This window comes from Paludibacterium purpuratum, from assembly GCF_004363805.1.
GTDB lineage: Bacteria > Pseudomonadota > Gammaproteobacteria > Burkholderiales > Chromobacteriaceae > Paludibacterium > Paludibacterium purpuratum.
This window is the reverse complement of the sequence record NZ_SNZP01000012.1, coordinates 58,024-81,838: the sequence shown is the minus strand read 5'-3', so window position 1 is coordinate 81,838 and position 23,815 is coordinate 58,024. Positions and strand designations below refer to the sequence as shown.

General features: G+C 60.7%; 26 protein-coding genes. 9 read left to right on the top strand and 17 right to left on the bottom strand.

From position 1 onward, the window contains the following. Nucleotides 1-7: 7 nt before the first annotated feature. Together DFP86_RS14645 and DFP86_RS14640 are read right to left on the bottom strand one after the other, a co-directional pair. Nucleotides 8-937, bottom strand: a complete 930-nt coding sequence (locus DFP86_RS14645) for a protoglobin domain-containing protein (protein WP_133682542.1) — start codon at nt 935-937, stop codon at nt 8-10. 139 nt (nt 938-1,076) lie between these two features. Continuing rightward, nucleotides 1,077-2,009, bottom strand: a complete 933-nt coding sequence (locus DFP86_RS14640) for an alpha/beta hydrolase (protein ID WP_133682540.1) — start codon at nt 2,007-2,009, stop codon at nt 1,077-1,079. A gap of 231 nt (nt 2,010-2,240) precedes the next feature. On the opposite strand from DFP86_RS14640, the gene DFP86_RS14635 reads away from it, so the two are divergent. Together DFP86_RS14635 and DFP86_RS14630 are read left to right on the top strand one after the other, a co-directional pair. Then, entirely contained in the window at nt 2,241-3,485 is a 1,245-nt protein-coding gene (locus tag DFP86_RS14635; protein WP_133682538.1) for a DUF1615 domain-containing protein, read from the top strand. A gap of 108 nt (nt 3,486-3,593) precedes the next feature. After that, complete coding sequence (locus DFP86_RS14630; RefSeq protein ID WP_133682536.1) at nt 3,594-4,832, top strand: hypothetical protein; 1,239 nt, start codon at nt 3,594-3,596, stop codon at nt 4,830-4,832. On the opposite strand, the gene DFP86_RS14625 is transcribed toward DFP86_RS14630, so the two are convergent. The 7 genes from DFP86_RS14625 to DFP86_RS14595 all read right to left on the bottom strand — a co-directional run bounded on the left by DFP86_RS14625 (nt 4,829) and on the right by DFP86_RS14595 (nt 10,967). Then, complete coding sequence (locus tag DFP86_RS14625) at nt 4,829-6,598, bottom strand: diguanylate cyclase domain-containing protein (protein ID WP_166642282.1); 1,770 nt, start codon at nt 6,596-6,598, stop codon at nt 4,829-4,831. The genes DFP86_RS14630 and DFP86_RS14625 overlap by 4 nt on opposite strands. Before the next feature lie 114 nt (nt 6,599-6,712). Continuing rightward, entirely contained in the window at nt 6,713-7,213 is a 501-nt protein-coding gene (locus DFP86_RS14620) for a phosphatidylglycerophosphatase A family protein (RefSeq protein ID WP_133682532.1), read from the bottom strand. Then, nucleotides 7,188-8,150 carry a thiamine-phosphate kinase gene (gene thiL / locus DFP86_RS14615; protein WP_133682530.1) on the bottom strand — a complete coding sequence of 321 codons (963 nt, stop codon included), beginning with the start codon at nt 8,148-8,150 and terminating at the stop codon, nt 7,188-7,190. The genes DFP86_RS14620 and thiL overlap by 26 nt, the downstream gene beginning before the upstream one ends. Before the next feature lie 62 nt (nt 8,151-8,212). Then, the gene (nusB, locus tag DFP86_RS14610) at nt 8,213-8,647 is read right to left on the bottom strand and encodes a transcription antitermination factor NusB (protein ID WP_133682528.1); all 435 of its coding nucleotides are present in this window, start codon (nt 8,645-8,647) and stop codon (nt 8,213-8,215) included. 70 nt (nt 8,648-8,717) lie between these two features. Further along, on the bottom strand, nt 8,718-9,182 hold the full coding sequence (gene ribH / locus DFP86_RS14605; protein WP_133682526.1) for a 6,7-dimethyl-8-ribityllumazine synthase: 465 nt from the start codon (nt 9,180-9,182) through the stop codon (nt 8,718-8,720). 36 nt (nt 9,183-9,218) lie between these two features. After that, nucleotides 9,219-10,328, bottom strand: coding sequence for a bifunctional 3,4-dihydroxy-2-butanone-4-phosphate synthase/GTP cyclohydrolase II (gene ribBA, locus DFP86_RS14600; protein ID WP_133682524.1), 1,110 nt, complete (start codon nt 10,326-10,328; stop codon nt 9,219-9,221). A gap of 24 nt (nt 10,329-10,352) precedes the next feature. Continuing rightward, complete coding sequence (locus DFP86_RS14595; protein ID WP_133682523.1) at nt 10,353-10,967, bottom strand: riboflavin synthase subunit alpha; 615 nt, start codon at nt 10,965-10,967, stop codon at nt 10,353-10,355. Between the two features lie 274 nt (nt 10,968-11,241). On the opposite strand from DFP86_RS14595, the gene nrdD reads away from it, so the two are divergent. Both nrdD and nrdG read left to right on the top strand, forming a co-directional pair. Further along, nucleotides 11,242-13,380, top strand: a complete 2,139-nt coding sequence (gene nrdD / locus DFP86_RS14590; protein ID WP_133682521.1) for an anaerobic ribonucleoside-triphosphate reductase — start codon at nt 11,242-11,244, stop codon at nt 13,378-13,380. Beyond that, on the top strand, nt 13,377-13,838 hold the full coding sequence (nrdG, locus tag DFP86_RS14585; protein WP_133682519.1) for an anaerobic ribonucleoside-triphosphate reductase activating protein: 462 nt from the start codon (nt 13,377-13,379) through the stop codon (nt 13,836-13,838). The genes nrdD and nrdG overlap by 4 nt, the downstream gene beginning before the upstream one ends. A 22-nt stretch (nt 13,839-13,860) precedes the next feature. On the opposite strand, the gene DFP86_RS14580 is transcribed toward nrdG, so the two are convergent. Genes DFP86_RS14580 through DFP86_RS14570 form a run of 3 tightly spaced genes read right to left on the bottom strand, consistent with a single transcriptional unit; the run spans nt 13,861 to nt 15,530 of the window. After that, a complete protein-coding gene (locus tag DFP86_RS14580; RefSeq protein ID WP_208108350.1) occupies nt 13,861-14,208 on the bottom strand; it encodes a hypothetical protein in 348 nt (115 codons plus the stop codon). Continuing rightward, complete coding sequence (locus DFP86_RS14575; RefSeq protein ID WP_133682517.1) at nt 14,178-14,501, bottom strand: DUF190 domain-containing protein; 324 nt, start codon at nt 14,499-14,501, stop codon at nt 14,178-14,180. The genes DFP86_RS14580 and DFP86_RS14575 overlap by 31 nt, the downstream gene beginning before the upstream one ends. Before the next feature lie 33 nt (nt 14,502-14,534). Further along, a complete protein-coding gene (locus tag DFP86_RS14570) occupies nt 14,535-15,530 on the bottom strand; it encodes a helix-turn-helix domain-containing protein (RefSeq protein WP_133682515.1) in 996 nt (331 codons plus the stop codon). A gap of 118 nt (nt 15,531-15,648) precedes the next feature. Between DFP86_RS14570 and DFP86_RS14565 the strand changes: the two genes are divergently transcribed. Beyond that, nucleotides 15,649-16,167 carry a cysteine hydrolase family protein gene (locus DFP86_RS14565; protein ID WP_133682513.1) on the top strand — a complete coding sequence of 173 codons (519 nt, stop codon included), beginning with the start codon at nt 15,649-15,651 and terminating at the stop codon, nt 16,165-16,167. On the opposite strand, the gene DFP86_RS14560 is transcribed toward DFP86_RS14565, so the two are convergent. Continuing rightward, nucleotides 16,168-16,770, bottom strand: a complete 603-nt coding sequence (locus DFP86_RS14560; RefSeq protein ID WP_133682511.1) for a TMEM175 family protein — start codon at nt 16,768-16,770, stop codon at nt 16,168-16,170. Between the two features lie 139 nt (nt 16,771-16,909). Between DFP86_RS14560 and DFP86_RS14555 the strand changes: the two genes are divergently transcribed. Next, on the top strand, nt 16,910-17,809 hold the full coding sequence (locus DFP86_RS14555; RefSeq protein ID WP_133682509.1) for a LysR family transcriptional regulator: 900 nt from the start codon (nt 16,910-16,912) through the stop codon (nt 17,807-17,809). On the opposite strand, the gene DFP86_RS14550 is transcribed toward DFP86_RS14555, so the two are convergent. Continuing rightward, nucleotides 17,758-19,197 (bottom strand): CoA transferase, encoded by a 1,440-nt coding sequence (locus DFP86_RS14550; protein WP_133682507.1) that lies wholly within the window; start codon nt 19,195-19,197, stop codon nt 17,758-17,760. The genes DFP86_RS14555 and DFP86_RS14550 overlap by 52 nt on opposite strands. Nucleotides 19,198-19,233: 36 nt before the next feature. Continuing rightward, nucleotides 19,234-19,695, bottom strand: a complete 462-nt coding sequence (gene mscL / locus DFP86_RS14545) for a large-conductance mechanosensitive channel protein MscL (protein ID WP_133682505.1) — start codon at nt 19,693-19,695, stop codon at nt 19,234-19,236. Between the two features lie 104 nt (nt 19,696-19,799). Here mscL and moaA point away from each other — a divergent pair, with 104 nt between their 5' ends. Further along, complete coding sequence (moaA, locus tag DFP86_RS14540) at nt 19,800-20,774, top strand: GTP 3',8-cyclase MoaA (protein ID WP_133682502.1); 975 nt, start codon at nt 19,800-19,802, stop codon at nt 20,772-20,774. Here moaA and DFP86_RS14535 read toward each other — a convergent pair. After that, nucleotides 20,771-21,565 carry a GGDEF domain-containing protein gene (locus DFP86_RS14535; RefSeq protein ID WP_133682500.1) on the bottom strand — a complete coding sequence of 265 codons (795 nt, stop codon included), beginning with the start codon at nt 21,563-21,565 and terminating at the stop codon, nt 20,771-20,773. The two genes, moaA and DFP86_RS14535, sit on opposite strands and share 4 nt — an antisense overlap. 155 nt (nt 21,566-21,720) lie before the next feature. On the opposite strand from DFP86_RS14535, the gene DFP86_RS14530 reads away from it, so the two are divergent. Together DFP86_RS14530 and DFP86_RS14525 are read left to right on the top strand one after the other, a co-directional pair. Continuing rightward, nucleotides 21,721-22,065, top strand: coding sequence for an ArsR/SmtB family transcription factor (locus tag DFP86_RS14530; protein WP_133682498.1), 345 nt, complete (start codon nt 21,721-21,723; stop codon nt 22,063-22,065). Nucleotides 22,066-22,154: 89 nt separating this feature from the next. Further along, nucleotides 22,155-22,604, top strand: a complete 450-nt coding sequence (locus tag DFP86_RS14525) for a universal stress protein (RefSeq protein ID WP_133682496.1) — start codon at nt 22,155-22,157, stop codon at nt 22,602-22,604. 74 nt (nt 22,605-22,678) lie between these two features. Here DFP86_RS14525 and cysK read toward each other — a convergent pair whose 3' ends face one another. Beyond that, on the bottom strand, nt 22,679-23,665 hold the full coding sequence (gene cysK / locus DFP86_RS14520; RefSeq protein WP_133682494.1) for a cysteine synthase A: 987 nt from the start codon (nt 23,663-23,665) through the stop codon (nt 22,679-22,681). Between the last annotated feature and the right edge of the window lie 150 nt (nt 23,666-23,815).

Here is a 23,815-nt window from a genome sequence, read left to right as displayed (position 1 = left end):
GGCGTTCCTAGATTGGTGGTACATCTTTGAGCGGCACGAGCTGAAACCCGAGCAGCCGCTCGGCGGCTTCGACGCCGCCTTGCAAGTCACCTAGCGTGGTGAGCGATCCCAGGTCGACGCCGAGGGCGACCATGGCTTGTGCGACATCGGAACTCAACCCGGTGACAATCACGCGTGCGCCCATCAATCTTGCCGCCGCCACCGTTTGCAACAAATGATTGGCGACCTTCGAGTCCACCGCCGCGACGCCGGTGACATCCATGACCACGATTTTGGCCCGGTTGGCGCGGATGGCCAGCAGCAAGCCATCGGTCAGTTGCTTGGCGCGCAAGGTGTCGATCACGCCGATTATCGGCAGAATCAGCAGGCGATCCCGCACTTGCAAGACCGGTGTCGACAGCTCGCGAATCGCCTCCTGCTGCTTGCTGATCGTGCGCTCGCGTTCGCCGATCAATACATCCACGATTAGCCCAAGGTCGAAGTCGCCAATTTTCTGCAGCGCATTGACGCAGAGAAATGCGCCCTGGGGGTCATCCGGGAAATGCGCCATGATGGCGCTGCCGATCGTCCGCTGTAGGTGGTGGAATGCGCCCATGAATACCCGAACGTCGATGCCCACCTGGCTATACAGTAAGCCGAGCGCCACGCGCTCTTCGACATAACGTTGCCCATAGTCCCCGCCCGCCATCGCCAACAAATGCGCCTCCTTCATGCGGATCGCTTCTTGCAATAAGGCGGGTTGGCGAAATAACGGGCAGTGTTCGTCGATTGAGCGCAAAAAATCAAAAAAAGCCGCGCTGAAGTCGGCGACATTCTGGATAAATAGCGCATTGATGCGTGCTATGTGCTGCACGTCGTCGGCATCCCATCCGACCAGCCGCTTGCGTTGCTCAATCTCCTGCACGCTTAATTGTAGGGCGATCGGGGGCGTTGCCATCGATGGGCTCCCAGCTTAGGTTGTGGCTGTAAAAATAGGTTAAACGGCGATGGCGCTATCCTGTACCAAAGGTCAGGGAATGACTTTGTGGCAGTGGGGGCCGGACGCCTGAGAGGCGGTCCGGCTATGGGTGTGAGGCTTAGGCGGCCAGAGTGTAGCCGCGGCGGGTCGCGAGTTGAGTGTCGAGCGTAATGGCGTCGCGCGCGCGCGAGATCAGCGATTCGCAGCGGGCGCGTTCGTCTTGCTGGGACAGGAATTTGACGGCTTCGTCGGCGACCTGGGCACGCTGGTTGTCGACGGTAATCAAGTGATAACAGTCGTCGAGGATGATCTTGCGGGTATAGAGCGAGCCAAGATGCCGCTCCAGGTAGTCGGCGTTACTCACGCTGGCCACTTCATCTTCCTGCGCGTGCAGGATCAATGCCGGTGCGACGACCTGCGCCAACTGTTTCTTGGTGGCACGGATCAGGCGGCGCATCTCCAACACGCTGGTAGCGGGCGTCCGGTCGTAGAAGGCCGTCGACTTTTTCCCCATGGAATTGGCTACGCGCTTGCGAATGGCCGGGTTCTTGACACCGTAATTGCCGCCTTCCTTGTACGACCAGAAGTGTTTGAGCGGGGTGTACAGGACTAGCGGCAATAAGAAACTGTACCAAGGAACCGAGTAACCGTCGTAGGCCAGTGTCGTTGACATGGCGATGACCGAGGTGACGCGTTCTCGTTTCTGCGAGGCCAGATACAGCGAGAGTACCGAGCCCATGCACAGGCCGGAGACCGAGACGCGTGCATAATTTGCCGAGAGCTGCTCGAAATGCGCTTCCGCCGTTGCGTACCAGTCGTGCCAGGCGGTATTGGCCAAGTCGTGCACCGAAGTCTGATGGCCAGGCAGAATCGGGATACGCACGGTGAAACCGCGGCGATTCAGTTGCTTGGCAACATACATCACTTCGGTGGCGGAGCCGGACAGCCCGTGCAGTAATAGCACGGCGTGGCGACCGCCCTCCAAGTGGATGTGGTCTTCGGCCTGCAACAGGCTGTCGACGGTTTCCGAAGTAACTTCTGCGCTCTTCATCTGAATTCTGACCAAGAATTGGTGTATGTTATCGAGACTATACGTGGGAAATTTTCACACGTCAATAGGTTCTTTACACAAATTTACAGTACATTAACGCGGCTAAATGATGCCTTAATGCATCCGTCATTACCAGGGCGGCACTTGTTTTTTCTCAATTGCAGCTGGCTCTGGCGCTGCATTGCCACGCGCTTCGACGTAAAATGGCCTTTTGTGCCCAACCGGATCATCATGTCGCGTCGAAGCCTTTCCCCCCTGGTTCTTCCTTTGATGCTGGCCGCCTGCGCCACAGCGCCGATACCCGCACCTATCGTCCCCGCCGCCTCGGCGCCTGTCGCGGAGCCTGCGCCGGAAACCCCGCCCGAACCCCCTGCGCCGCCGACACCTATGCCCTCGCCCGTCAAGCCGACTCCGGTGCCGAGCCAACCGAATTACAGCAATCCGCAAGCCGGACGTGCTCTGCTCGACACTTTGCTGCCGCGCGGCATTTCGGCGCGTAAGGCCTGGGCGGACAACATTCTCGCCTCGTTTTCACAGTTGAAGATTCCCTACGCACCGCAGTATTTCTGTGCGGTGTTGGCGGTGGCGGAACAAGAGTCCGGCTTCAATCCCGATCCGGAGGTGCCGAATCTTTCGGCGATTGTCTGGCAGCAGATTGACGAACATCGCAAGAAATACATGATTCCGCAGTTCGTCATCGACGCGGCCATGCTCAAAAAGTCGCCGGATGGGCGCAGCTACAAGGAACGGGTTAACGCGCTGCGCACCAAACGCCAGATGAATCAGCTTTACGAGGATATGGTGCGTGAGTTGCCCTACGGTCAGGATCTGATGCTGTCCAAGAATCCGATCCGCGACGGCGGGCCGATGCAAGTCAGCGTGGCGTTCGCTCAAACGCAAATCAAGGCATGGCCTTATCCGTACAGTTACACCAATCTGCGCGACGAGGTGTTTAGCCTGCGCGGCAGCGTCTATTTCGGCACCGCCATCTTGCTCCAGTACGCCGCGCCCTATGATCAGATGATTTATCGTTTCGCCGATTACAACGCCGGGCGCTACAGTAGCCGCAACGCCGCCTTTCAGGCCGCGGTAGCCCGGCTGACTGGCCGCAAACTATCGCTCGACGGCGATTTGATGCTCTACAGCAACAAGATGAACCGGGTGTTCTCCGGCCAGGCCAGCGAGACGCAGCAAGCACTGATGACGCAAAGCGGGCGCCTGCAAATGAGTAGCGCCGACATTCTGCGGGATTTGAAGCAGGAAAAGCTGTCCAGCTTCGAACAGACGACGCTGTATCAGCGCGTATTCGCCGCAGCCGACCGTCAGGCAGGCCGTCGAGTGGCGCGAGAGACGATGCCGCAGATTGTGCTGATCAGCCCCAAATTCACCCACAAACTGACTACCGAATGGTTTGCTACACGCGTAAACGGCCGTTATCGTCAATGTATGGCTCGAGGTGGGTTTAAGGCGGAGTAAGCCCTCTTCTTGAGGTGGCACAAGGGGTTTTCGGAGAGCTCCGATGCGACGACAGGCAACCGCATCGGAGCTGGCGTTGTCCAATACCCTTTTTAGAAAGCCTGCCTTATGCGCCCCGCCATTGCCCTGTGCGCCCCGTCTGCAACCGCCCCCTGCTCTTCGCTCTACCGATTGGAAATTAAACCGGACACGCCTCAACTGGCCGAGGCGAGCCTGATTTTGCCGCAAGGTCGGGACGGTGAAATGTGGTTGCACGCACAAGGCGCCGCGCAGGGGCTGGCACCTCAGATTGTCCGGCCGCATTGCGACGAACACGCGCTGCTTGAGCAAGAGGCGAGATGGTTGAAGCCGGCCGGTTGCCGGCGTGTCGACTGGCAGATTCGTTTCGATGTGGCGCAGTTCGGCCGCGAAGACCCCGCACGACATCGTAGCCTGTATTTCCCGGATCGGTCGTGGTGGCTCCTGTCGGCGGCGACGTCGCTGCTGCGCCCTCCTGACGACGGTCAGGCACACCTGGCGGTGAATGCATCGGTTCTTGGGGGCGGCGAGCCGGTGGAGGGTGCATGGCCCCTACCGGATAGCGGCGCGGCGCCGGCCTTTTTCGCCATCGGCAATGCCGCGGGTACGACGGTGGGCGTACAACGAGTACGAGTGACGCATGTCGCGGATAGTCCTGCAACGGTGTGGCGCATGGGGTTGATCGCCCTGCAACGCCGGGCGATCGCCTGGCTGGCCGAGGTCATGCGGGTCAAGAGCCAGGAGCGCTTGCTAGTCGTCTGGCTGGGCATGGATCGAACGGTTGGCAAGATATCCGACGCGTCGGGCGATCGCAGCTTCATTTCTTGCTATCGGCCCGGCGATGCCCGCGGCAGCACTGTCAGCCTGATGATGCTGGCCCACGAACAGTTCCACCAATTGGCGGCGCTGGATTATCAGGCCTCGCATCCCGCTTGGTATGGCGAAAGCTTGGCCCAGTTCTATGCCCTGCGAGCAATGATGCGACTGGGGAGCCACCCGCGCGAGGTGCAAGCCTTGCATCGCCGGTTTATCGATGCCGCCCGACCGCTGGAGGCTGGCCTGCTCGATTGGCAACGGCGCTACGAAGCGGGAGACGCCGCAGCCTACCCACAGTTCCACACACAAGGCGCCACGTTCTGGCATCAGCTCGATGCGCTGTTACGACTGGCGTCCTCGGGCAGGTATGGCCTCGATCAGGATTTGCCCGCTTTGCTCGGCACGGCGACCGCCGAGGCCTCGCCGCTACCTATGGCGTTGCGCCGGCAGTGGCGAGAGATGGCAGGGCCGGCGGTGGATGCGCTGATTCAGCGCTACCTGGGTTCGGCTTAGCGTCGGTTGGCGTCGCGTAGCGGATTGGGCAGACTGCGGCGTGCCTCCTTGACCTGGTACATGTCATTGTCGGCTTTCCGCACCAGGTCTTGCGGCAAGGTGGCATCACTTGGATAGAAGCTGATGCCGATGCTGGCGGAGATGAACAGCTCGTCTCGGCCAAAGAGAATCGGCGCTTCCAGACGGCGCAGGATTTTTCGCAATAGCGAGGCCGCGGTATCGCGGTTATTGAGGCCCGGAATGATGGCGATGAACTCGTCGCCGCCGAAGCGGCCGACCGTGTCCGATTTGCGCAGCGCCGATGCCAAGCGCTTGCCGACCTGGACCAGCACCCGATCGCCGGCCTCATGCCCATAGCGGTCGTTGATCTGTTTGAAATAGTCGAGATCGATGAACAGCACGGCAAATTGACCGTCGATGCGCTGGCAGCGGCGAATTTCATGTCCAAGACGGTCGAACAGCAGCACACGGTTGATCAGGCCGGTCAGCGAATCGTGACTTGCCTGGAAGAGGATGGTCTCCTGTGCCTGCTTGCTGTCGGTAATATCGAGCATGACGCCGAACAATTGGTGCTGCTCGTGCTGTTCAAGTCGCATCCCGCGCAGCGATAGCCAGCGGGTGTAGCCATCCGCGGTGATCATGCGCAGTTCGAGCCCGATCTGACTCCCGTCGTGCACGCAGGCATTGAGTTGATCGCGCCATGCGTCGCGGTCGTCGGCGGCAATCAGTGCCTCGAATTCGCCCAACCCCCAGTCGGAGCGCGACGGCAAGCCCAGGAAACTTTGAGCCTCATCGGATAGCAGTACCGTTCGCAGCTGCATGTCCAGGCGCCAATGGCCGAGACGAGCCACTTTTTCGGCCATGGCCAACAGTTCGACCTGCTCTTCCAATTCGTCGTGCGATTCGCGCAGCCGCCCCTCGACATTCATGCGCTCGATCACACCGCCGACCCAGCGTGCCAAGAGTTTGACGAATACTTTGTCGTGGTGGTCGAAGCTGTCCGGCCGCAACACCTTCGAACAGAACGAGACGGTGCCGTATAGCTTGCCGTGCACCCACAACGGTGCGCCGATATAGGACTGATAACCGAAGTGGCTGTAACAGGGGTGCTTGGCCCACTCGGACGACAAGAATGGCGACAAGGCCAGCACGTCGCTGGATTCGACCGTGATGCTGCAGTAAGTCTCGTCGAGCGGCCAAGTCTGGCCGTACTCCAAGATGCCGGGGGCGTTGTGCGCCAGCAGGACAAAAACACCGTCGTGGATGTGGCTGGTCAGCCCCAGTTCCAACCCGAGCGTACGGGCGCCCAGCTCCATCGCCTCGTCCAGCCAGCGCTGTCGATCCGACTCGGCCAGGGTCATGATGTCCGCCAGCGCAGTCAGGCGGTCCAGCTTGCGGATACGGTTGTTCTCGGCTTCGATGAGCTCGGTGACATCGGTCAGCCGCAGCAGTCGGCCTTGCCAATCAGGCAAAGGGCATGGCACTTCTTCCACTGCGATCAGCGCGTCGGCTCGCCGACCGTTGTGTAGCGCGAACAAGGTGCCGCGGACAATCGCGTTGCCGCGCGGCACCATCGCGTCGGCGCGCTTGAGGATGGCGGAGAGACGCTTGCCGGTCAGCTCGGCCGGCGACATGCCCAGCACCTCGGCCACTTGCTCGTTGAGCTGCTGTACCTGCCCGTCGTTCGATACCGTTACCCAGGCATCGCCGGCGTTGCCAAAGTGAAGCGTCCAATCTGGAATGCTGCTGTAGTCTGTTTTTTTCACGACAGCCTCTTGGGAGCTTCCGTGTCGGGGTCGATTCCCGCCTGCCATGCCGAGCGGGACGCGTTGCATCTATCCGTTTTAATTCAAGCCGATTTTTTTGTCACTTTCCATATTTTAAAGCAGGTGAAAATGCTGCAGTAGGATAATCAATAACATACAGGGCACGGCAGCAACCACATCATCCAGCATCACGCCAAAACCGCCGTGCACGTGTTCGTCGAACCAACGGATCGGCCAGGGCTTGAGAATGTCGAATAGGCGGAACAGCGCGAAAGCGACCCCCCAGGCCAGCCAGCTCGATGGCGTCACCGCCAGGATCAGTAGCATCGCCACCACTTCGTCGAAATTGGCGCCGCCGTGATCGTGCACCCCCAGGGCTTGATCGGCTTTCTCGCTGACGTAAACGCCAAGCAGAAAAAGCGGCAGACACAGCAATGCCAGCTTTAATCCGTCGATGCCCGCGAGGCGCAACAGCCAATAGCAAGGAAAGGCCGCCAGCGTGCCGAAGGTGCCGGGGGCCCAGGGGGCCAATCCGCTGCCGAAGCCGAAGGCAATGAAGTACGCAGGATGACTGGTGATGAACTTCAGGTCAGGCTTGATTTTGAAAGTGGTCAAATCCGCTTCTCCCTACTTGGATTTTATTGCCGGCGGCATCCAGCAGATCGGCTGGCCCCGCCTCGTTCGTTGTGCGGCCGATGCGCGTCACCGGGCAGATGTTCGATAGCGCCGTAATGGCGTCCCGCGCCGCCACCGGCGCGGTGAAGCACAGCTCGTAGTCGTCGCCACCCGCCACCAATAGCTCGACCATCTGCGCCCGGCGTTCGGCCAGCCATGGGTGTGTCGGCAGCGCATCGAGCCAGAGCTCGGCGCCAAGTTGCGAACGCTGCAGGATATGGCCGAGGTCGGCCAGCAAACCATCCGAAACGTCGATGCATGCGTGTGCCAGTGGCAGCAGAGCCTGCCCCAATGCCACACGCGGCTGAGGTCTTTCCAACTGTTGCCGGCATTGCGTCAAAACATCGGTTGGCAGGGCCGGCGAGTCGGGCTGGAGATGTCGCAGCGCCAATGCCGCCAAGCCCAGTTGGCCGCTGACCCAGACGTCGTCGCCGGGGCGTGCCGTGTGACGGCATAGTGCCGCGCCGCGCGCCGTCTCGCCCATGACGGTGATCGAGAGCGTCAGCGGACCGCGGGTGGTATCGCCGCCGATCAATGCCACGCCATGAGTGCGCGCCAGGGCAAATAAGCCGTCGGCGAAGGCCTTTAGCCAGTCGGCATCGACATGCGGCAGCGTCAGCGCCAGCAATGCCCAGCGCGGTCGGGCGCCCATGGCGGCCATGTCTGACAGATTGACGGCCAGCGTTTTGTGGCCAAGCGCCGCTGGATCGACGTCGGCGAAGAAGTGCCGTCCGCTGACCAGCGTATCCACTGAAACATGCAAGTCGCAGCCAGGGCTCGGCCGCACGATGGCCGCGTCATCGCCGATGCCGAGCACCGTCTGCTCGGCGGCTTCCGCCTCGGCGAAGTAGCGTCGGATCAATTCGAATTCGTTCATGATGCCAGATGTAAAAACACCCGCCCGAAAAACGGACGGGTGCAGTGGGTAACGAACCGGGATTACTGCGGGCGGCGCGCCACTTCCTCTTCGCGGACTTGGGCAGCCAGCTTGTCCAGTACACCGTTGACGAATTTGTGTCCGTCGGTGCCGCCGAAGGTTTTAGTGATTTCGATGGCCTCGTTGATGATCACCGGATACGGCGTTTCCAAGTGCTGGGTCAGCTCCAGCGCCGCCATCAGCAGAACGGCGCGTTCGATCGGGTTGACGTCGTCGGGCGAGCGCTCGTAGTAGCGGGCCACCATGGCCGACAATTGCGCGGCGTCCTTCAGTACACCGTACAGCAAGGTGCGGAACAGCGTCTCGTCCGCCTTTGCGAAGTACTCGTTTTCGCGCAGATGCTTTTCAATTGTGGTGGCGGAACGGTCGGGGTTCATCGTCCATTCATACAGACCCTGAACCACAAATTCGCGCGCACGGCGGCGGGCAGTTTTCATCGATGCAATTCCTTGTAAAGAACGAAGCCGCCAGCGTGACGCGCCGGCGGCCTGTTTATTCGCTTCGAACTCAGCGCAGCGCCTGCTGTAGCCGAGCCATTTCAACCGCCACGCGCGCGGCGTCGCGGCCCTTTTCTTCCATGCGGACTTCGGCCTGCTCGTCGTTCTCGGTCGTCAGCACCGCATTGGCCACCGGGATGTCGCCATCCAAACCGATGCGGGTCAGACCGCTACCGGACTCGTTGGACACCAACTCGAAATGGTAGGTCTCGCCGCGAATCACGGCGCCGAGTGCCACGAGTGCGTCGAAACGGCCGCTTTTGGCCATGGTCTGCAGCGTCAATGGAATTTCCAGCGCGCCCGGCACGGTGGCGAGCGTGATATCCGAGGCGACGACGCCCAGGCGAGCCAGTTCGTGCAGACAGGCATCGCGCAGCCCGCAGCAGACGTTTTCGTTAAAACGGCTCATGGCAATGCCGATCTTCAGGCCTTTGCCGGTCAAATCCGGGGCGATGCGATGGATGCTTTCCAGCATGTTCAACCTCTTGTTTTGTGCGCAGAACTGTTCATTTTAATCCATTTCGGCGATGCCGTGTTGCGGCTGGCAGAACCCGGTGACTTCCAGGTCGAAGCCGGCCATGCTGGGCAAATCGCGCGGAGAGGACATCAGGCGCATCTTGCCGACGCCGATCGTCTTGAGAATCTGTGCGCCGATGCCGAAGGTCTTATTATCCCATGTCTGCGGCACGGGCTCGGACGGCGGCAACGCGCGCGCCAGCAGATCCTCTCCGCTTTCGGCGCGATGCAACAGAATCACCACGCCGCAACCCTGCTCTTCGATGTACTCCAGGGCATTGGGCACGGTCCAGGAGTGCGGCCGGGCAATCGGGTCGAGCATATCCATCACCGACAACGGCTCGTGGACGCGCACCGGCGTTTCGTGGGCGCAGACCGGCGTACCCTTGACCAATGCCAGGTGAGTGGCGCGCGTCAGGACGTCGCGGAAGACATGCAGATCGAAGCTGCCGAACGGGGTATCGATCGAACGTTGGCCGACGCGCTCGACCACGCTCTCGGTGCGGCTGCGGTAGTGAATCAGGTCGGCGATGGTGCCGATGCGGATGTCGTGCTCTGCGGCAAAGGTCATGAGTTCGGGCAGGCGCGCCATGGTGCCGTCGTCGTTCATGATTTCGCAGATCACCGATGCCGGCGTCAGCCCGGCAAGTTGCGCCAGGTCGCAGCCTGCCTCGGTGTGCCCGGCGCGCACCAATACGCCGCCCGGCTGCGCCATCAGCGGGAAGATGTGTCCAGGCTGAACCAGATCCTCGGGTCGCGCGTTCGGCGCCACGGCCGCCAGCACGGTACGGGCGCGATCGGCGGCGGAAATGCCGGTGGTCACGCCGCTGGCCGCTTCGATGGATACTGTGAAGTTAGTGCCGTGCGGTGTGCCGTTACGGCTGACCATCAGCGGCAGGTTCAACTGGTGACAGCGTTCTGCGCTGAGTGTCAGACAAATCAGGCCGCGACCGAATTTGGCCATGAAATTGATGGCCTCCGGCGTGGCGAATTCGGCCGCCATCACCAGGTCGCCCTCGTTCTCGCGATCTTCGGCATCGACCAGAATCACCATCTTGCCGGCCTTGATGTCGGCCACGATATCCTCTACCCGAGAGATTGCCATGTTTGTATCCTTTTATTTGGTATCTTAGGCTGATTGCTGAGCCGCGAGCACCCGCTCGACCGTGTCGACGATCGCCTGGGTCTGGGGGTCGATTTCGATATTCACGCGCTCTCCGACTGTGCGCGCGCCCAACGTGGTGCGCTGCAGGGTTTCCGGAATCAAATGAACGCAGAACTGTCGTTCGCGCACGGCGCCGATGGTCAGGCTGGCGCCGTCCACGCCGATATAGCCCTTGGTCAGCACATATTTCATGGCGTTGGCCGGCAGCTCGAACCACAAGGTGCGGTTATCCGGCGTGCGAATGACTTCGGTGACGGTCGCTTGGCAGTAGATGTGGCCGGACATGGCGTGTCCGCCGATCTCGTCGCCAAAGCGCGCCGCGCGTTCGAGGTTGATGCGGTCGCCAAGGCGCAAGGCGCCCAGATTGGTGACTCGCAATGTTTCCTGCATCAAATCGAAAGCAACCTGGTTGGCATCGATCGCCGAGACGGTCAGGCAGCAACCGTTATGCGCCACCGAGGCGCCCAGTGCCAAGTCGTTCAACATGTCTGCCGGCATGCGGATCACATGACGGCGAAAATCCTGTTTTTCTTCCAGGGCAACCAGTTCGCCCATGCCCTGCACAATCCCGGTGAACATTTGTCTTTTCCTATCGCTACGCGCCGTCAAACTGGACGGGCAATCTAGGCTGACATCATACCGAAAACGCACGCCGACCGGCGGCACATCTTCCTTTTCATTAAACGAGCCAGGGGGATCGCAGGGCAAAAAAACACAATATCTTGATGGAACTCAAATGGGGACTCTACATTTTGCAAATTTTGTCACCCGTCGAGAATGGATTTGTCCTACAGTACCGCCTGCACCCCGGGGTTAACCCCCACAAGACTTCAGTGAACGAGAGAATCTGTCCATGCTTCAGGTCAAAAAGCGCGATGGCGCGATTGTTCCCTACGATGCCAGTAAAATTGCCGATGCCTGCCTGCGCGCAGCCAAGGCGGCGGGCTACCCTGCGCCGCGCGAGCTAGCTGGCCGCATTGCCGACGAGATCGAGCAGGCCTGCCGCGCCGAGCCGGGCCACCTGATCGACATCCCGACCCTGCAACAAAGCGTCGAAGATGCGCTGATGCATCACTATCCCGATGTCGCCCGGGTCTATATCGAATATCGTCATGAGCGCGATACGATACGCGCCCAGGGTTCGGCGCTGCATGCCAAGTTGATGGGGCTGGTACACAAGACCGACCTCGACGCCACCACCGAAAATGCCAACAAGGACGCCAATGTCTTCCCGGTGATGCGCGATCTGATGGCCGGCATCGTCTCGCGTCAATTCGCCAGCACCTTCCTGCCCAAGGACATTCTCACCGCACACCAGCAAGGCGATATCCACTACCACGACCTGGACTATTCGCCGTTCCTGCCGTTTACCAACTGCTGCCTGGTCGACCTGCAAGGCATGCTGCAAAACGGCTTCCGCCTGGGCAATGCCAAAATCGAAAGTCCGAAATCGATCGGCGTGGCCTGCGCCGTGACGGCACAGATCATCGCCCAAGTCGCCAGCCACCAATACGGCGGCACGACGATTCCGAATATCGATCAAACGCTGGAGCCTTACGTCGAGAAGAGCTACGAGAAGAACCTGGAGATCGCCCGACAATACCGCATTCCGGAACCGGAACGTTATGCCCGCGAGCGCACGGAAAAGGAAACCTATGACGGTATCCAGGCTTGCGAGTACGAGATCAACACGCTGTTTAGCTCCAACGGCCAGCAACCGTTCGTCACCTTCTCGTTTGGCATGGGCACCGGTTGGCAGGCCCGCGCCATCCAGTCGGCCATTCTCAAGGTTCGTATTCGTGGGCTGGGCAAAGAAGGCGTCACGCCGGTCTTCCCGAAGCTTGTCATGTTCCTGGACGAAGGCATCAACCTGCGTCCGCAAGATCCGAATTACGACCTGAAGCAGTTGGCGCTCGAATGCGCGTCCAAACGCATGTACCCGGATATCATTTCGGCTAAACTCAACCGCCAAATCACCGGCTCGAGCATCCCCGTGTCGCCAATGGGCTGCCGTAGCTTCCTGTCGGTCTGGCACGACGAGCAAGGGCGGGAAGTATTGGATGGTCGCAACAATCTGGGGGTGGTCAGCCTTAACCTGCCGCGCATCGCTCTGGAGGCCCAGGGCGACCGAGCGCGCTTCATGAGCCTGCTCGACGAACGTTTGGCGCTGTGCCTGCGCGCACTCATGACGCGCATCACCCGGCTGGAGGGCGTCAAAGCCAACATCGCCCCCATTCTGTATACCGAGGGCGCCTTCGGTATTCGCCTCGCGCCGGACGAGGAGATCATGAGCCTGTTCCGTAACGGTCGCGCTTCGATTTCGCTCGGTTATATCGGGCTGCATGAGGTCGGCGTGCTGCTATTTGGCGGACATCCCGCCGACAACTCGGAGGCGCAGGATTTTCTGCATGGCATCGTGCGGCACATGAGCCAAGCGACCAAGAACTGGCGCGAACAGACCGGTTTCGGCTTCTCGCTCTATTCGACGCCGAGCGAATCGCTGTGCCACCGCTTCTGCAAGCTCGATCAGGCGCGCTTCGGCACCCTGCCGGAAATTACCGACAAGGGCTATTACACCAACTCCTTCCATCTGGATGTGCAGCGCAAGGTCAATCCATTCGAGAAGATCGCCTTCGAAAGCGGCTACGCCGAGCTCGCGAGCGGCGGCCACATCAGCTATGTCGAACTGCCGAATATGCAGCACAACCTCAAGGCATTGGAGCGAATCTGGGATCAGGCCATCGAGCATGTGCCCTATTTCGGCACCAACACGCCGGTCGACTCTTGCGGGGCCTGCGGTTTCATGGGCGAGGCGCAGGCGACGGCCGAGGGCTTTACTTGCCCGCAATGCGGCAATCGCGATAGCGCTTCGCTGTCGGTCACCCGGCGCGTGTGCGGTTACCTGGGGAGCCCGAATGCCCGTCCGTTCAATGCCGGCAAACAGAAAGAGGTCATGCGCCGCGTCAAACACCTGGCACAGCAAGAGGCATGAACTATGACCGCTACTACACCGATGACCTAGTCAACGGTGAAGGCATCCGGCTCACGTTATTCGTGACCGGCTGCCAGCATGCCTGCCCCGGGTGCTATAACCGCTCGACCTGGGATCGCAAGGCAGGTCAACCATTCAGCGAGACGGTACGCGACCGGGTTCTCGATCTGTGCGCCCGCCACGACGGCCTGAGCCTGAGTGGCGGCGACCCGCTGCACCCGCACAACCGCCCCGCCATCCTCGATTTATGCCAGCGCTTCAAAGCACGCTATCCGGACAAGGATATTTGGCTGTGGACCGGCTATGAACATGCCGAAGTGCGCGACCTGCCGCTATTGGCGTGGGTGGATGTGTTGATCGATGGACGCTACCGCCAAGACCTGCCGACCACGCTGCCCTGGCGCGGATCGGCGAATCAGCGGTTGATACGCCTGCGACATGAGTGCGCCGCAAGATAGTTGAAGATTCGGATTCGACGCATTAGCCGTCGGCCAAGTGGTAACGCAGCCAAAACGCTTCGCGACAGGTATTGCCGAAGGTTTTGTGCGCCGGCGCCACTTGAGCGGCGCCGTGCGTCAGCACCTCGTAACTGATCCAACACTCGGCGCAGGCCAATTCACTGGGAAACTGATCGCGTTCTACCGTACGACGAATGGTCGCGCCATCGGCAAAGCGATATTCGGCGACCGCGCGCTCGACCTCGAACCCCTGATCTTGCCAACGTTCGACCTGCTGCCAGCTGTGTTCGATGCCATCCTCGACAATCGCTTTCACGTAATGGGCCAAGTGCATGTCGGTCACGCCGTGCGCTGCGACGACATGCCGCATTCTATCGGCGTCAGCACATAGAACACATCGATGCCGTGCTCCGCCAAAGTGGCGAAGACCTTGTCGACTTCTTGTTGCGACAGCGCCATGGTCACTTCCTGCGGCCGACCGGATAGCTCGAAAAAATGGCTGGCATGGATGCGTCCGTTGCGGCCGAAACCTTCTTCGGCCGCAATCAGCGTCGCGCCGCGTATTCCGATACGGCGCACCTGCTCCAGCAGCCACTGCGCCAGCGGCTGGCCGTGCACCAAGCGGTCGTCCGGACTAAAAAAAGTCAGTTGAAAGCCCTGCATGTTCGCTCACTCTCGACGAAATATATTGCCATTCTAGTCCCAAACAAGCCGTTGCGGCGGCTGCTGAGCCGCGCCCGAGTCGTCGCAGACGCGAAAGGTCTGGCGCCACTGCTGCGGCGATACGCCGAAGCGTTGACGGAAGTGCTGCCGTAAAGAAGCCCCCGTCGCGAAACCGACCAATGCCGCAACCGCCTCGACGGTGCGATCGCTGGACTCTAGCAGATGTTGCGCTTGCGACAGGCGTTCCGAGAGCAGCCACTCGCCCACCGTCATGCCGGTTAACCGATGAAATCGGCGCGTCAAGGTACGTCGCCCCATCAACGCGCGTTCGGCCAGACTGTCGAGCGAGTGCGGTTGATCGAGGTGGGCACGCACCCAATCGATCAAACCGCCCAGCCGCGCATCGCCGCCCGGCTGCGGCAGCGGTTGTTCGATGAATTGCGCCTGCCCGCCCTGCCGTTGCGGCGCCACCACCAACCGGCGCGCCACTTGATTGGCGCGCGCCATACCGATGTGTTGGCGCAGCAGGTGCAGGCAGCAATCCAGTCCAGCCGCGGTGCCCGCCGAAGTGACGATATCGCCTTCATCGAGGTACAACACATCGGGCGATAACCCGACCCGCGGGAAGCGCGTGGCGAAGTCGTCGGCATAGGCCCAGTGGGTGGTGGCACGTCGACCATCGAGCAGCCCCGTCCAGGCCAGCGCATAGGCGCCGAGACACAATCCGACTAGACGGGCGCCGCGCGCATGCGCCGCCCGCAAAGCCTGGCTCAACGCGGGTGATGGCGGATTGTCGAGATCCGCCCAGCTTGGCACGATCACCATATCGGCGGCACTGAGCACATCAAGGCCATGCGCCACCGATAGGCCGACGCCGACCGAGCTTGTCAGCATGCCGGGGTGCTCGGCACAGACGTGGAACACGATATCGGCCAGCTCCGGCCGAGCTTCGCCGAATACCACGCATGGCACCGATAAATGGAAGGGGCTGATGCGATCGAATGCCAATACCGCGACACGAAGCGTCATGGCCGTCTCCTGAATGAATGGCCCGATTGTATCGTTAATTGTCATTCGAGCCACTATCGAGCCAAATGACCGCTAGCGATAATGAGCCATCTTCAACGCAAACAACGAGGCAACAATCATGAATCATCGTCACAGCGCCTTACTGGTCATCGACTTGCAAAACGACTACTTCCCCGGCGGCGCTTTCCCGCTGCACGATGCCGACGCAACCCTCGATCGCGTGCTGCAGGCGATGGAACAAGCCAAACGGCAAGGCATGCCGATCATTCTGGTTCAGCACGTGGCGGAAGGTCCCTCGTCATTCTTCAATGCGGATAGCGAAGGCGTGGCCATCCACCCGCGCGTACTGGCGGCGGTGCCGGATGCGCCGGTGATCGTCAAGCATCACGCCGATAGTTTCCTGAGAACCGAGCTGGCCGAAGTATTGCAACAACAGGGCATCGAAGAGCTGCTGGTCTGCGGCATGATGACGCAAAACTGCGTGACGCATACGGCGATCTCGACCGAAGCGACGCCCTACCGGATTTCGATCCTGCCTGACTGCTGCACCACGGTCAGCCAAATGCTGCACATCATCGCATTGCGAGCGGTCGAACACCGCGTCCGGCTAGCCACCGCGGCAGAAGCGTTGGCTTGATTACTTGCCGGCCTGATCGGAGAGATCCGCCCTGGCCAGTGCCCGTGCGATGCGCCGATCCGGCACCAGCCAGATCAGCGCCACCACGCTGTATAGCAGGCCGCTGGCCCAGGGCCAGTACCAGGCGAGACAGATACCCAGCAGGTAGAGTATTTGCGAAACGACGCCCTTGCCGTCGCGGCCGACCGCGCGCGCCAGCACCGAATCGCAGCCCTCGCTGGCGAGAATGCAGCGCTGCAGCAGCTGGTACGCCATGCCGGCCAAAAACAGCACCGCGCCATACAGCGCCATCGGCCCGGCGGCGAAGCCGCTTTGCCCGGCCCAGGCGGTCATGAAGGGAAACAGCGAAAGCCAGAACAACAAGTGCAGATTGGCCCACATGATTTGGCCGTTTATCCGGCGCAAAGCATGAACCAGATGATGATGGTTGTTCCAGTAAATACCGACGTAAACAAAGCTCAACGCATAGCCGACGAAGGTCGGCCACAAGGCATGCAGCGCCGCCAGGCTATGTTGGGCGGGCGTCTTCAACTCCAGCACCATGATCGTAATAATGATGGCCAACACGCCATCGCTGAATGCCTCGAGACGGCCGCGTCCCATACCCTATCTCCCCGTGTAATGAGTCGGTTCACGCCGAATATTGACGACGGGCGGGAACAATACTCTTTTGAGCTATTCATAATGTACATAAATAATCTCAAACTACGAAACAGGCAGTCTGCATAAAGGGTGGATCACAATGGATCGTCTCGATGCCATGCGCGTTTTCGTGCGCGTAGCGGAAACCGGCAACTTTACGCGCGCGGCCGAGGGGCTGACGCTGCCTCGAGCCACGGTCTCCGCGGCCATTCAGCAATTGGAAGCCGAGTGGACGACCCGGCTATTTCATCGCACCACGCGCAGGGTGCAGTTATCGCGCGATGGCGAGGCCGCGCTGGAGCGCTGCCGTCAATTGCTATTCGAACTCGATGAGTTGCAAGGGTATTTCGCCGGGGGTGCCGCACCGTTGGCCGGGCGCCTGAAGGTGGACATGCCTAGCCGCTTTGCGCGCCGAGTGTTGGCGCCGTCGCTGCCGCATTTTCTGGCGTTACATCCCGGATTGACGCTGGAGCTAGGCAGTAGCGACCGGCAAGTGGATCTGGTGCGAGAAGGCGTGGACTGCGTGTTGCGTGTCGGGTCGCTCAGCGATAGTTCGCTGGTGGCGCGTCCGCTTGGCGAGATGCCGCTGATCAACTGCGCCAGCCCCGATTATCTGGCCCGGCACGGCATACCGACGCATCCGGACGACCTGGTCGACCATTGGGCCGTCAACTATGCCGTCTCGGCGGCGGGCCAAGTCGCCGCATGGAGCTGGCTGCAGGATGGCCACGAACAAGGCCTCGCGGTGCGCGGCCGCGTGACGGTCGACAACGCCGAGACTTATGTCGCCTGCGCCTTGGCGGGCATGGGTCTGATCCAGGTGCCGCAACACGATGTCGCAGACCTGATCGCCGGCGGTCGCCTGGTGGAAGTCATGCCCGAGTGGCGAGCCGCACCGATGCCGGTGTGGGCGGTCTACCCGCACCGGCGCCATGTGCCGCGCCGGGTTCAGTTATTTATCGACTGGCTGCAGACATTGCTTGCCGGCGCGGTTGTTTGAGAAAGCCAATAGGGCTGGTCGCTCCCCAGCGGCCGAGCCGGAAGCGCTCCGTACCAATCCACCCCCGTCAGCGCCGCGGGTGGCCGCAAGCGACGTGCCGGACCCCACCCCGTGTGTTCGATACCCTCGGCCAAGTCCACCTCGGTCTCGGCGCCGAAGCCAGGTAGGGTCGGATCGCAGGGTCCGGCGGCTTTTAACAGCTCGGCCACGCTGGCGAGCGAGGTGCGCGCCTGCCAGCCCTGCCCGCTTTGCCTACGTTCGCTCAAGCCGCGTAGCGCGGCGCAGGCCAGCAGATAACCGGCGGCATGATCCAATGCCTGCACCGGCAAGGGGGTGGGACGCTCGCGTTCCATCAAACGCATGCCGGCCTCGGCGATGCCGCAACTCATCTGCACCAGGCTGTCGAAGCCGCGTCGCGTGGCCCAGGGGCCGTCCCAGCCGTAGGCATCGAGCGCCACTTCGACTAACCCGGGATTGACTGCGCGGCGCCGGGCTTCGCCCAGGCCGAGTCCGTCAAGTGCATCGCTGCGATAGCCGTGCACCAGGACATCGGCCTCGGCCATCAAATCGGTCAACGTCGCCAGACCCGCCGGTGTTTTCAAATCCAACCGCGCAGTGCGTTTACCCCATGTCAGCTCTTCTTCTGCGCCCGGCTCGTGCCAGTTAGGCGGGTCGATACGCAGCACGTCGGCGCCGGCCGCCGCCAGGAAGCGGGTCGCCACCGGCCCGGCGATGATGCGCGTCAGGTCGAGTACGCGGATGCCTGTTAGCGGACGCTTGTCGTCGCACTGAGCCCGACTCGACAGCGAGTTGGCAAATTGCCGGCACGCCAACAGCGGCGCCTGGTCAAGGGTGTGGCCGTGCGGGTGTTCGTGCCAGGCCTGGTGGCTGCGCATGACGGCGGCACAGCCATTGGCCGCCACCACCGCCCGCTCGAGCGCCTCGGCCGACCAAGTGGCCACGGCGTTTGCCACCGCATCGCGCTCCGCCGGCACGCCAAGCACCGCCAGGGCCGCCTGGCGGTGATGCGGGGCGTTGGTATGCAGGCGGATCCAGCCGTCGCTGGCGCGATAATCGCCGGCGATGGCATCCCAAACAGGCGGCAGCGCCCAGCCCATTGGGCGCAACGAGCTGGCGAACCACATCGACGCCAAGCGACGATCGACTTCGACCCGACCCAGGCTGCCATGAGACGGCGCGCGCCATTCGGACAAAGCCAGCATGGCGGCGGCAACGCTACCGGCAGCGAGGTCGCTGACCGCGTACACCGACGGCAGGTCTCCCGAACCGGAAAAGTCGACGGCATCGCAACAATCGGGCGCGCCCTGTGCCGCGGACCAGAGTTGGCGCAAAAACCATTCCGAACGGGGAAAAAGCGAAGCATTCATACTAGATCTCCTTGATCGACTCTCTGGTCGACTGAATTAATCCAATGCCGAGGTGCAGTGGGCGCAGCGGGTGGCCTCGATGTGCACTTCCGACTTGCAATGCGTGCAGATTTTGGTTGTCTGCGTTGCAGGCTGTTCGGTCGTCTGCTCGCGTTGCATTCGGTTGACCAGCTTGAGCAGCATGAAGATGGAAAAAGCCACGATGGTGAAGCTCACCATGGCATTGACGAACAAGCCGATATTGAGGGTCACGGCGCCGGCCTGTTTGGCCGCCGCCAGCGAAACGTAAGGGCCGGCCTGCTTGATACCCGGCTTGAGCACGAAAAACAGATTGGTGAAGTCGACATTGCCGATCAATAGGCCGATGGGTGGCATGATCACATCGTCGACCAGCGACTTGACGATGGTGCCGAATGCGCCGCCGATCACCACGCCGACCGCCAGATCGATTACATTACCTCTGATAGCGAAAGCCTTGAATTCTTCTAATAGTTTCATCGACGGACCTTTGGTTTAATTATTCGTCATTGTGCCGCAGCGGTGTACAACTGAAAATGCCAATCATCTAAAATATGACAATGCACACTACTGAAGCGCCTACCATGCTTAGCGATCGTTTCGGCCGCAGTATCGATTATTTGCGCATTTCGGTGACCGATCGCTGCGATCTGCGCTGCCAATATTGCATCCCGAAAGGCTTTAAAGATTTCGAGACCCCCGAGCATTGGTTGACGTTCGATGAATTGACACGGGTCGCCGCCCTATTCGCCCGCCTGGGAACACGTCATATGCGTCTGACGGGCGGCGAACCGTTGTTGCGGCGCAATCTGCCGGAATTGGCGGCACGTCTCGCGGCCTTGCCCGGATTGGAGGATCTGTCGCTCAGTACCAACGGTACGCAACTACGTCACCAAGCCGCCGCATTGCGCCAGGCAGGGGTACGGCGCTTGAACGTCAGCCTCGACTCGCTGCGCGCGGACTGCGCGCGTGAAATCAGCGGTGCGGACAGCATGACGGCGGTACTGGACGGACTGGCCGCCGCCAAGGCGGCGGGTTTTGCCGACATCAAGATCAATATGGTGCCGATCGCCGGCGTCAATGACGGCGACATCGAAGCCATGGTGGCATTCTGTATCGAACAGGGATTTGTACTGCGCTTGATCGAGGCGATGCCGATGGGCAATACCGGCCAGGCGACCCGCTCGCCGGATTTGGCACCGATTCTGGCACGACTTGGTCAACGCTTCGATCTAACGCCCTCGGCCATCACGCTCGGTGCCGGGCCGGCGCGCTATTGGCGCTCCGCGGATGGCCGTTTTACCCTCGGACTGATCACTCCGCTATCGCAGCACTTCTGCGCCACTTGCAATCGCGTACGGCTATCGGTGGATGGTACGTTGTATCTTTGCCTGGGACAGGAGGCGCGCTTCGAATTGCGCCCGTTGTTGCGCGCGGGAGTGAGCGATGACGAACTTGAACAGGCGATCCGAACGGCCATTGAGTTAAAACCGGAAAAGCACGAGTTCGTCGAGTCGCCGCAAAAAATCGTGCGCATCATGGCCAAAACCGGCGGCTAACGCGCGGCCTGCAATGGCATGGCGCCGGTCGACCGGTGAGATTCTTCTTTGTTGGCAACGGCGTAGCCGTTGCGTCCGTTCTTCTTGACCCGATACATGGCGAGATCGGCCGCGGTCAGTAGTTGCCCGGCTTCGTCGGCATGCTCCGGGCAGAATGCCACCCCGATACTGAGCGAGATATTCACCTTATGGCCATCCAAATCGAAAGGCGCCTGAAAGGCTTGGATCAGGCGCTGGGCCAGAATCTCGCAACTTTCCCCTTTGTCCGGTTCCACCAGCACGACAAACTCGTCGCCCCCGACACGTGCCACCATGTCGCCTTTGCGCACCGTTTCGGTTAGGCGTTGTGCCACGGCAATCAACAACAAATCGCCAGCGCCGTGACCGTAGATGTCGTTAACCATCTTGAAACCGTCCAGATCGATGAAGGCCAGTCCCAAGCGGGTGTTATTGCGGCGCGAGCGATAGATCGCGGTGTCCAAATTGTCGAGAAATGCACGACGGTTTGTCAGTTGGGTCAGCGCGTCGTGAACGGCGTCGTTGATCAGTTGCGCCTGGCGTTGCTCGAATCGGCGGTACTCGCTTTGCAATAGCCACCACCATAAGCCTGTCGACAAAACCACATAGCCGCCGCCCAGCATCAACACGCCGGGGCGGGTGTGCGCACCCCAGTCCAGGCCGAGGCTCAGGACAAGTAGCGTCGTCATGACGGCATACAGCATGGCCAGCGGTAACGGGTAGCGCATGAGCACCTCAACGCCGAGGCCGCCGATGCGGCGGCCCTGATTCATTTCTTTGTATGCCAATTTGTACAAAAATGCATGCAATGCCCTGCCATGCCGTGGCACGCCAGTAGATTGTGAGGCGGCTTGCCATGATTTATTATTTAACCAATAACTTGATCAACGAAGCTTTACGCCGACACCGGCATGCAAGGAATCGCCCGATGGCCCAATTACCCGACCAAGCGCTAGAACAGGTTGCTCAGTATTTTCAAGCACTGGCCGAGCCCACCAGACTGAAAATCCTCAACGAGCTGCGTGCGGGGGAACGTAATGTCGGTGAGTTGGCGCAAGCCTGCGCCTGCACCTTGGCCAATGTTTCTAAACATTTGTCCGTGCTCGCCAAGCACGGGTTGGTGATGCGCGAGGCGCGCGGCACCAGCGTCTACTATCGCATCAGCGACCCGAACATCTACGCGCTGTGCGATCTGGTTTGCGGCAACATCCTGCGACAGCTAGACAAACAAAGCCAATTCGCCGAGTTGATTCGCCAGGCGAACGAGCCGTGATTTGTCCCGGACTGCGCGCAGTGATATGGTAGTCGTACGGCATCCGGCGTCCAAAGCGCGTCGGAATGCGCTTTTCTCGGGAGAGACAAATGTATCAACGCATTTTTGTTCCTGTAGACAATAGCGAAGCCTCGTTTCTCGCTCTGACCGAGGCCTGCAAGCTGGCCAAGGTAAGCGGCGGCCAGTTGCGTATCGTGCACGTCGCCAATATGAATCAACCCGGCTGGGGTAATACCGACTTCGTGCCCGACACGGACATGCAGCAGGTCGCCGACGAGCAAAGCGAAATACTGCTACAGGCCAAGCAACTGGCGCAGTCCTTCGACGTCGAGTCGGAATGCAAGGTCATCAAGAACTGGGTCGACAAGATCCCCCTCGCCTTGGCCGAAGACGCCAAGGCATGGCAGGCGGATCTGATTGTGATGAATACGCACGGCTGGAGCGGTTTGAAACGCCTATTGCTGGGCAGTGTGGCCGAAGGGCTGCTGCGCGCCGTCACCATCCCGACGCTGCTGATCCGCGCTACCGACGATCGCTGAGCACGTTTGGTCATTGTCTCAATGAACAAAGGGACGCCCAGGCGTCCCTTTCGAGGGTATTTGCCGCGCCACAGTCAGATCGTTTCGATCGGCATGCCTGCTGCATCGAACACACCTTCGAACAGCACCGAACTCAAGTAGCGTTCTCCCGAATCGGGCAATACCACCACGATCGTCTTGCCTGCGTTTTCCGGCTTTTGGGCCAGACGAACGGCCACCGCCACCGCCGCACCACTGGAAATCCCGGATAACACCCCCTCTTCGCGCGCCAGACGGCGGGCATAGGCAATCGCCTCGTCGTTACTGACCTGCTGAATCTCGTCGACCAACGATAGATCCAGCACGTCCGGCACAAAGCCCGCACCGATGCCCTGAATCTTGTGAGGGCCGGGCTTGATCGGCTCGCCGGCGCGCGCCTGGGTCAACACCGGGCTGGCTTCCGGCTCCACGGCCACCGAGCGGATCGCTTTGCCGCGGGTATGCTTCAGGTAGCGCGAGACGCCGGTAATGGTTCCGCCGGTACCCACGCCGGAAACGAACACGTCCACCTCGCCGCCGGTGGCATCCCAAATCTCCGGGCCTGTGGTCGCTTCGTGAATCGCCGGGTTGGCGGGATTTTTGAACTGCTGCAGCAAAACGTAGCGTTCGGGCTCTGCGGCGACAATTTCCTCCGCTCGGGCGATCGCACCGCTCATGCCGCGGGCGCCTTCGGTCAGGATCAATTTGGCACCGAGCGACAGGAGTAGTTTGCGCCGCTCGATGCTCATGGTTTCCGGCATGGTCAAGGTCAACGGAATGCCGCGCGCCGCGGCCACGAAGGCCAAGGCAATGCCGGTGTTGCCGCTGGTCGGCTCGATCAGTTCCTTGCCCGGGCCTAACAGGCCACGCTTCTCGGCATCCCAGATCATCGCCGCGCCAATGCGGCACTTGACCGAGTAGGCGGGGTTGCGCCCTTCGATTTTCGCCAGGATGGTTGCCGGTGCGCCATCGGTAATGCGATTGAGCCGAACGAGCGGGGTGTTGCCGATCGATTGGGAATTGTCTGCGAACCACTTGGCCATGTCGGTTTCTCCTGTTGGAAAGGGCATCAGGGACTCTACTTTAGTCGCTTATTCTTATTCTACAAAAGAATAAAAAATACTATTCTTTTAGAAGTGGAGCATAAGAGAGAATCGTCAACCGGTTTGACTCCAATCACATCCGGCGCCTGG

Bases quoted from the DNA above. Each gene is read 5' to 3' on its own strand.
- DFP86_RS14530 (WP_133682498.1), top strand. From the start codon at position 21,721: ATGGCCCAATTACCCGACCAAGCGCTAGAACAGGTTGCTCAGTATTTT.
- mscL (WP_133682505.1), bottom strand. From the start codon at position 19,695: ATGAAACTATTAGAAGAATTCAAGGCTTTCGCTATCAGAGGTAATGTA.
- nrdD (WP_133682521.1), top strand. From the start codon at position 11,242: ATGCTTCAGGTCAAAAAGCGCGATGGCGCGATTGTTCCCTACGATGCC.
- DFP86_RS14640 (WP_133682540.1), bottom strand. From the start codon at position 2,009: ATGAAGAGCGCAGAAGTTACTTCGGAAACCGTCGACAGCCTGTTGCAG.
- DFP86_RS14570 (WP_133682515.1), bottom strand. From the start codon at position 15,530: ATGACGCTTCGTGTCGCGGTATTGGCATTCGATCGCATCAGCCCCTTC.
- DFP86_RS14565 (WP_133682513.1), top strand. From the start codon at position 15,649: ATGAATCATCGTCACAGCGCCTTACTGGTCATCGACTTGCAAAACGAC.
- DFP86_RS14535 (WP_133682500.1), bottom strand. From the start codon at position 21,565: ATGAATCAGGGCCGCCGCATCGGCGGCCTCGGCGTTGAGGTGCTCATG.
- moaA (WP_133682502.1), top strand. From the start codon at position 19,800: ATGCTTAGCGATCGTTTCGGCCGCAGTATCGATTATTTGCGCATTTCG.
- DFP86_RS14635 (WP_133682538.1), top strand. From the start codon at position 2,241: ATGTCGCGTCGAAGCCTTTCCCCCCTGGTTCTTCCTTTGATGCTGGCC.
- DFP86_RS14575 (WP_133682517.1), bottom strand. From the start codon at position 14,501: ATGCAGGGCTTTCAACTGACTTTTTTTAGTCCGGACGACCGCTTGGTG.
- DFP86_RS14550 (WP_133682507.1), bottom strand. From the start codon at position 19,197: ATGAATGCTTCGCTTTTTCCCCGTTCGGAATGGTTTTTGCGCCAACTC.
- DFP86_RS14645 (WP_133682542.1), bottom strand. From the start codon at position 937: ATGGCAACGCCCCCGATCGCCCTACAATTAAGCGTGCAGGAGATTGAG.
- nusB (WP_133682528.1), bottom strand. From the start codon at position 8,647: ATGAAAACTGCCCGCCGCCGTGCGCGCGAATTTGTGGTTCAGGGTCTG.
- ribBA (WP_133682524.1), bottom strand. From the start codon at position 10,328: ATGGCAATCTCTCGGGTAGAGGATATCGTGGCCGACATCAAGGCCGGC.
- DFP86_RS14630 (WP_133682536.1), top strand. From the start codon at position 3,594: ATGCGCCCCGCCATTGCCCTGTGCGCCCCGTCTGCAACCGCCCCCTGC.
- nrdG (WP_133682519.1), top strand. From the start codon at position 13,377: ATGAACTATGACCGCTACTACACCGATGACCTAGTCAACGGTGAAGGC.
- ribH (WP_133682526.1), bottom strand. From the start codon at position 9,182: ATGCTGGAAAGCATCCATCGCATCGCCCCGGATTTGACCGGCAAAGGC.
- DFP86_RS14595 (WP_133682523.1), bottom strand. From the start codon at position 10,967: ATGTTCACCGGGATTGTGCAGGGCATGGGCGAACTGGTTGCCCTGGAA.
- DFP86_RS14580 (WP_208108350.1), bottom strand. From the start codon at position 14,208: ATGCGGCATGTCGTCGCAGCGCACGGCGTGACCGACATGCACTTGGCC.
- DFP86_RS14525 (WP_133682496.1), top strand. From the start codon at position 22,155: ATGTATCAACGCATTTTTGTTCCTGTAGACAATAGCGAAGCCTCGTTT.
- thiL (WP_133682530.1), bottom strand. From the start codon at position 8,150: ATGAACGAATTCGAATTGATCCGACGCTACTTCGCCGAGGCGGAAGCC.
- cysK (WP_133682494.1), bottom strand. From the start codon at position 23,665: ATGGCCAAGTGGTTCGCAGACAATTCCCAATCGATCGGCAACACCCCG.
- DFP86_RS14555 (WP_133682509.1), top strand. From the start codon at position 16,910: ATGGATCGTCTCGATGCCATGCGCGTTTTCGTGCGCGTAGCGGAAACC.
- DFP86_RS14560 (WP_133682511.1), bottom strand. From the start codon at position 16,770: ATGGGACGCGGCCGTCTCGAGGCATTCAGCGATGGCGTGTTGGCCATC.